The organism is Chitinophaga sp., assembly GCF_035564935.1.
Classification (GTDB): domain Bacteria; phylum Bacteroidota; class Bacteroidia; order Chitinophagales; family Chitinophagaceae; genus Chitinophaga.
In genome coordinates this window covers 1-5,797 of record NZ_DATMTE010000623.1, presented here as the reverse complement: position 1 = coordinate 5,797, position 5,797 = coordinate 1, and the positions used below count along the sequence as shown (strand labels likewise).

Below are 5,797 nucleotides of genomic sequence, written 5' to 3'. Positions count from 1 at the left end.
ACGCCATTCAGCGCCCTGTCGAGATCGGCTTCTGTATTATAATAATTCTCCGGCGTCACAAAATCCTGTGGTTTTGTGTCCAGGAATTTATTACAGGCACTGAAGGTACTGCCTGCAAGGATGCACAGCAGCAGCAGGTATTTTATTTTTATAACGGGAGATGATTTTGTTTTACTTGATTTCATAATCACAGCTTTTTAGTTCGTTAAAAGGTCACATCCAGTCCGAAGGTGATGGTTCTTGCCTTCGGGTAGGCCGACCAATCGAAGCCCGGTGTTAAAGCCGATTGCCTTACAGATACTTCAGGGTCCAGTCCTGAGTAGTTGGTCCAGGTGATCAGGTTCTGTGCAGAAGCATATACCCGCAGCGCCTTTATTTTCGCCTGTTTCAGCAGCGGAGCCGGCAAATTATATCCCAGCGCCACTGTTTTAAGACGCAGGTAGGAGCCGTCTTCAATAGTGCGGGAGGAATATACCAGCGGTCCCTGTCCGCCTACCTTGTACAATTTATTGGTTTGATTTTCCGGTGTCCAGCGGTCGGCATAGCTGGCGAACATGTTCAGGAACGATCTTGTTACATCCCCGTTTTCAAACTCTATGCGGTTGGCGTTGAGGATATCGTTGCCATAACTCCACTGGAAAAATACGTTCAGGTCAAAGTTCCTGTAGGTGAAATTATTGGAGATCCCGCCAGTATGTACCGGGTTAGGATTACCGATAACCGTGAGGTCGTTGTTATCTACCTGTCCATCGCCATTGATATCTTTAAACTTAATATATCCCGGCTGTATACTGCTTCGTGGGTTACCGTTGTTAGGCACATTATCTTTCAGCACGTAGGTAGTTCCGTTCACCTTGTCAAAATCGCTGTATTGGTAAACGCCATCAAACATAAATCCATAGAAGGATGCAATAGGATGACCGGGAATAGCGATATATGGATAAGCGTTATTAAAGTTACCCCAGGTGATCCGCGATGCGTAGCTGGGTTCTCCTTCGTTCAGCTGTATCACACGGTTACGGTTAAACGAAATATTGAAGCTGGTGGACCAGGAGAATTTCTTATGCTGGATGTTCGTGGAACTGACAGAAAACTCCAACCCTTCATTAGATACCTTACCGATGTTACGGATACCGCTCAGGTAACCGGAAGAAGGCGCCAGGGTGGCATTCAGCAGCAGGTCTTTCGTGTTCTTCTTATAGTAATCCGCCGTTACCATAATACGGTTCTTTAAAAAGCCCAGGTCTATACCGATATCTGTTTGCGCGGTAGTTTCCCATTTCAGTTTCGGGTATCCCAGGTTGCTGGGGATGATACCCTGCACGGGTGAATTGCCGAAGCTGTAACCGGAATAAGGGAACAACTGCAGGGAAGTGAGGTAAGCAAAATCCGACACCCTGTTATTCCCGGTGGTACCGTATCCTGCGCGTATTTTGGCATCGGAGAGGAAGGATATATTTTTCATGAAAGATTCTTCAATGATCCTCCAGGCCACTGCACCGGAGGGGAAATAGGCCCAGCGGTTGTTGTCGGGGAACTTGGAAGATCCGTCGGCGCGGAGCGACAACGTGAGCAGGTAGCGTGATTTATACCCGTAGTTCACGCGGCCCAGGAAAGACATTAACGCGTAAGACGATCTCGCGGTAGGCGCGGTATTAATGATCCCTTCATCCAGGCCGCTCATACCCAGCGATTCGTTGGGCACCTGGCTGGCGGTGAACCCGTAGCTGTAATAAGATGATTTCTGCATGGTGAAACCACCCAGCACATTCAGGTTATGGTCTTTATTGATCACTCTTGCATAGGTGAGGGTGTTTTCGTTGAGCCAGTTGGTGCGTTCCAGGTTGCTCACTGATCCGTTAATACCCAGCACGCTGCTCTTCGGGTTCCCGAGGCGGGTATTGGAATTATTGAATATTTCTTTCCGCACTGCTTCTTTGGTAAGACCGCCGGCTATTCTTAATGTAAAGTATTTTGCCGGTTTGTATTCCAGGTAGGCATTGGTGATAAGCGTGTTATTGAACTGCGGGTTGTATTCATTTTTAGTAGAGATGATCGGGTTCATGCGGTACTCATTCAGGGGGTCTACATCCGGATCAAACGGTTCATCAATAATAGACGCATCATCTGAAGCATTGCCGGTTACCGGCCGGTATCCCCAAACGCTGTACATCAGGCTGGAAGTAGGCCCCGAAGGTGTGGGCGAAGCCACGGCCCCATAGGTTTTGGTACCGGTGTAGTTTATATTGATGCCTGCCTTCACTTTATCGTTCAGCCGCTGATCTATTACAGCCCGGCCCTGGTAGCGTTTAAACCCACTGTTGATGATAATACCATCCTGGTCAAGCAGGGAGCCGGAAAGGGAATAAGTTGTTCTATCGTTACCACCTCTCAGGGAGAGGCTATGATTCTGCATAAATGCTTTCCTGAAAACCTGGTCCTGCCAGTCGATACCTTTTACGTTCTTGTAATCCTCCAATGTTTTATCTTCCCCCAGGTATATAGGAGTATAGAAGGTAGAATTTTGTTCCAGCTGGTATTTGACGAACTCGTAAGGGCTCATCATTTTTTGTTTTTTCATATTTTCCTGGAGGCCCATCCAGGTTTGATAGGTAACCGTTGGCGCACCTGTTTTACCTTTTTTTGTGGTGATGAGAATTACGCCGTTGGCGCCTCTTGCACCGTAAATAGCGGTAGCGGAGGCGTCTTTCAATACTTCAATGGAGGCAATTTCTTCCGGGTTGAAAATATTGTTGGAAGGGTTTTCCATCGGGAATCCGTCCACCACGTACAGCGGGGAGTTTTCCTGTGTAACCGAGTTATTACCCCGGATAACGATGTTCAGGGCGGATCCCGGCTGTCCGTCGCTGGCAGATACCTGCACACCTGCCACACGGCCGGCGAGGGCTTCTTCAAAAGAAGGTACTGGCGCTTTTGCCAGGTCGGCCATCTTCACCTCTCCTACAGACCCGGTAACATCTTTTCTTTTCACGGTGCCATAACCGATCACCACTACATCGTTCAGCCCTTTAATGGCCGGTTCCAGCACAATATTATACACCGTTCTGCCGGCGGTAAGCTTTACTTCCCGGCTCAAAAATCCTACGTAACTGAATACGAGGGTTGCGCCAGGAGTGTTGGGCACCGCAATGTTGTAAATTCCTTCTTCATTGGTAATGGCGGACGTTTTGTCGTTTTTAACGCGGATAGTTACGCCTGGCAGGGCGGTGCCTGCGGCTTCCGTTATTTTACCCGTAACGGATCTTTTTTCAGCCTGCCCCGTGGCGGGCTGCTGTGCTGCTGCATCTGCAACAGGTAAGATGATAAAAAGCAGGAGCAATAAATACCCTGCTGATAAGAAAACATTTTTCTGCATACCCCCAAACGTGTTTTTAGATGTTAGTTTGTGTAATTCATGTTGGTTTTTGTTGTGTGCCGGTGGAGGTACTTACTCCGTGTATTGGCGTAACGGGTGAAACGTGGATGATTGGTGTAAATGTACAGGTACGGGCACGGTTGGCGCAAAAGAAGTTCTGAGCAACAGTTCTTTCATATCGTGAGAATTTATGTGTTCCAAAGATTATAACTAACTGTTACCCGGCGAATAAAAAAATGATCATTTTACAATTGGGAACATTCCCATAAATTGGGAATGTTCCCAATTTTGGTATAATTGTGTTTCTTTACATAAAAAAACGGATGAAGCGACACCAGATCACCATCGTTGACATCGCGAAACAGCTGAATCTTTCCAAATCAACTGTATCAAGGGCATTAACAGGGCATCCCAGCGTAAATGCGGCAACCCGGCAGGCGGTACTGGAGCTGGCGGAAAAACTGGATTACCAGCGAAATATGCTTGCCATTAGCCTGGTTACACGGAAAACAAATACCATTGGCATCATTGTACCTGAATTTACCAGTTCCTATTTCCCGAACATTACCATAGGTGCGCAGGAAGTGGCCAGCAAAGCCGGCTACAATACGGTCATTTGCCAGTCGAACGAAACCTATGAAACGGAAGTAGCCAATACCAAAGTAATGCTGGCTAACCAGGTAGATGGCGTGCTGGTATCTATCACTAAAGAAACAAAGAACTTTGATCATCTAAAGATATTCCAGCGAAAGGGTATTCCCATTGTATTTTTTAATCGTGTATGTGATGAAATGGATGTGCCCAAAGTAATTGTTGATGATTACGATGGTGCATTCAGGGCCGTAAATCACCTGATTGAGAGGGGCAGGAAAAGAATTGCGCATTTATCCGGCCCCGCCTCTTTAAAGATCAGTGAAAAAAGGCAGAACGGGTATAAAGCAGCACTAAGAAAAAATAATATTGAGTTCGATGAAGAACTGGTGATCCCTTATGATCTGAATCTTGATAAGGTGCATATTTATGTGAACCATCTTTTAAACCTCCCACATCCGCCTGATGCCATTTTTGCCATCAGCGACCCTACTGCCATAGAAATTATACAGGTAGTAAAAAAGAGAGGCCTGCGGGTACCGGAAGATATCGCCGTAGTAGGCTTCAGTAACGACTTTGCCTCAGGGCTTATTCATCCTTCCCTGACTACGGTATCGCAGCCGGTAAAGGAAATCGGCGGCACCGCAGCACAGCTGCTTATAGACCAGATGAGCAGGGATGTAGCCGATTGGAAAAGTATTATCAGGGTATTGAAAACGGAACTGATTGTGAGGGAATCCAGCTGAATCCTTACACGCCCGCCGTAACAGCCTTCATTTTTGCCAAACCGGTTTTCGCCACCAGCAGGGCATCCTGTTTATAATACTCCGGGTTAAAAACCTCGAGCGACAATACCACCGGTTTACCGGGATCTTTTATATACTGCAGCATTTGCCGCAACGGCGCAATGCCATCTCCCGGGTAAATACGATCCGGCTCAGAAATTTTTTCCGGCGCAATACCTGCCGGGTAATCGTTGATATGGAACACCTCTACAGCGGGTTTACCCACAAACGCCATACTGTCCGGCTCCGAGCCTCCTTTAAAAATATGGAATGCATCCATCAGCAGGCGCGCATCCTTACGACCGCTTGCTGCAACTACATACAGCACCTGGCTTATCTTTTTCAGGTTGGGCGATCCTCCCCACATTTCGAGAATAGGCATCACGCCGGTCTTCTCTCCCATCTCCAGTATTGTTATGTATCTTTCTGTAATAACATCCAGGTTTATTAAAGCAGCATCTTTACTGTTGGCACCCATGGGGGGAGCTGCTACCCGTTTACAACCAATTTTCGCCAGCTGTTCCATTTCACGCTGCAGCTGTTCCTGCCCTGCTTTGCGGGTGGCGTCATCATCCACTATCCATTTGGCAAAACCAATGGCATTTTCTATTTCAATACCTAAATCGCTGATTATCTTTTTAGCTTCTGTTGCTGACCCGCCCTGCTCCAGGTATTGCTGAAAAGTATCTATCCATATCTCCACTGATCTGAATCCCGCTTTGGATGCAACTTCCAGCTCTTTAATAAATCCCAGTCGCTGACCGCGGATAGTGCTCATGTTCAGCGAGTACTTAAAAGCCGGGGAAGGCTTTTCCCCACCGGCTTCCGCTGATGCCGGCAGGTTCAGTAAGGCAGCGCCGGCGGTTAAACCCAGCGTTTTTAAAGCATGCCTGCGGTTAAATGATAGCTCCGTCATAATACCGTTAAAATATAACTTACATCCGGCAAATGCAACCGCTAATATTTTGCACATGAAAAATATAGCCGGCGCTGGTATGATTTGTGCGCAACAGCATCCGGGCGTTAAACCATTCTATATGAAAAT

At 47.2% G+C, this 5,797-nt stretch carries 4 protein-coding genes; 1 reads left to right on the top strand and 3 read right to left on the bottom strand.

The annotated features are described in order from the left end of the window. Both VN105_RS15885 and VN105_RS15880 read right to left on the bottom strand, forming a co-directional pair. Positions 1 to 185 (bottom strand): hypothetical protein (locus VN105_RS15885; RefSeq protein ID WP_325642510.1); only part of this gene is annotated, 185 nt, incomplete at its 3' end. Positions 186 to 205: 20 nt separating this feature from the next. Beyond that, a complete protein-coding gene (locus VN105_RS15880) occupies positions 206 to 3,376 on the bottom strand; it encodes a TonB-dependent receptor (RefSeq protein ID WP_325642509.1) in 3,171 nt (1,056 codons plus the stop codon). Positions 3,377 to 3,699: 323 nt separating this feature from the next. Here VN105_RS15880 and VN105_RS15875 point away from each other — a divergent pair, with 323 nt between their 5' ends. Further along, positions 3,700 to 4,713 carry a LacI family DNA-binding transcriptional regulator gene (locus tag VN105_RS15875; protein ID WP_325642508.1) on the top strand — a complete coding sequence of 338 codons (1,014 nt, stop codon included), beginning with the start codon at positions 3,700 to 3,702 and terminating at the stop codon, positions 4,711 to 4,713. 4 nt (positions 4,714 to 4,717) lie between these two features. On the opposite strand, the gene VN105_RS15870 is transcribed toward VN105_RS15875, so the two are convergent. Beyond that, positions 4,718 to 5,668, bottom strand: coding sequence for a sugar phosphate isomerase/epimerase family protein (locus VN105_RS15870; RefSeq protein WP_325642507.1), 951 nt, complete (start codon positions 5,666 to 5,668; stop codon positions 4,718 to 4,720). Positions 5,669 to 5,797: the final 129 nt, after the last annotated feature.

What these genes read in the sequence shown, in the direction of transcription:
- VN105_RS15880 (WP_325642509.1), bottom strand. Translation starts at nt 3,376, where the DNA reads ATGCAGAAAAATGTTTTCTTATCAGCAGGGTATTTATTGCTCCTGCTT.
- VN105_RS15875 (WP_325642508.1), top strand. Translation starts at nt 3,700, where the DNA reads ATGAAGCGACACCAGATCACCATCGTTGACATCGCGAAACAGCTGAAT.
- VN105_RS15870 (WP_325642507.1), bottom strand. Translation starts at nt 5,668, where the DNA reads ATGACGGAGCTATCATTTAACCGCAGGCATGCTTTAAAAACGCTGGGT.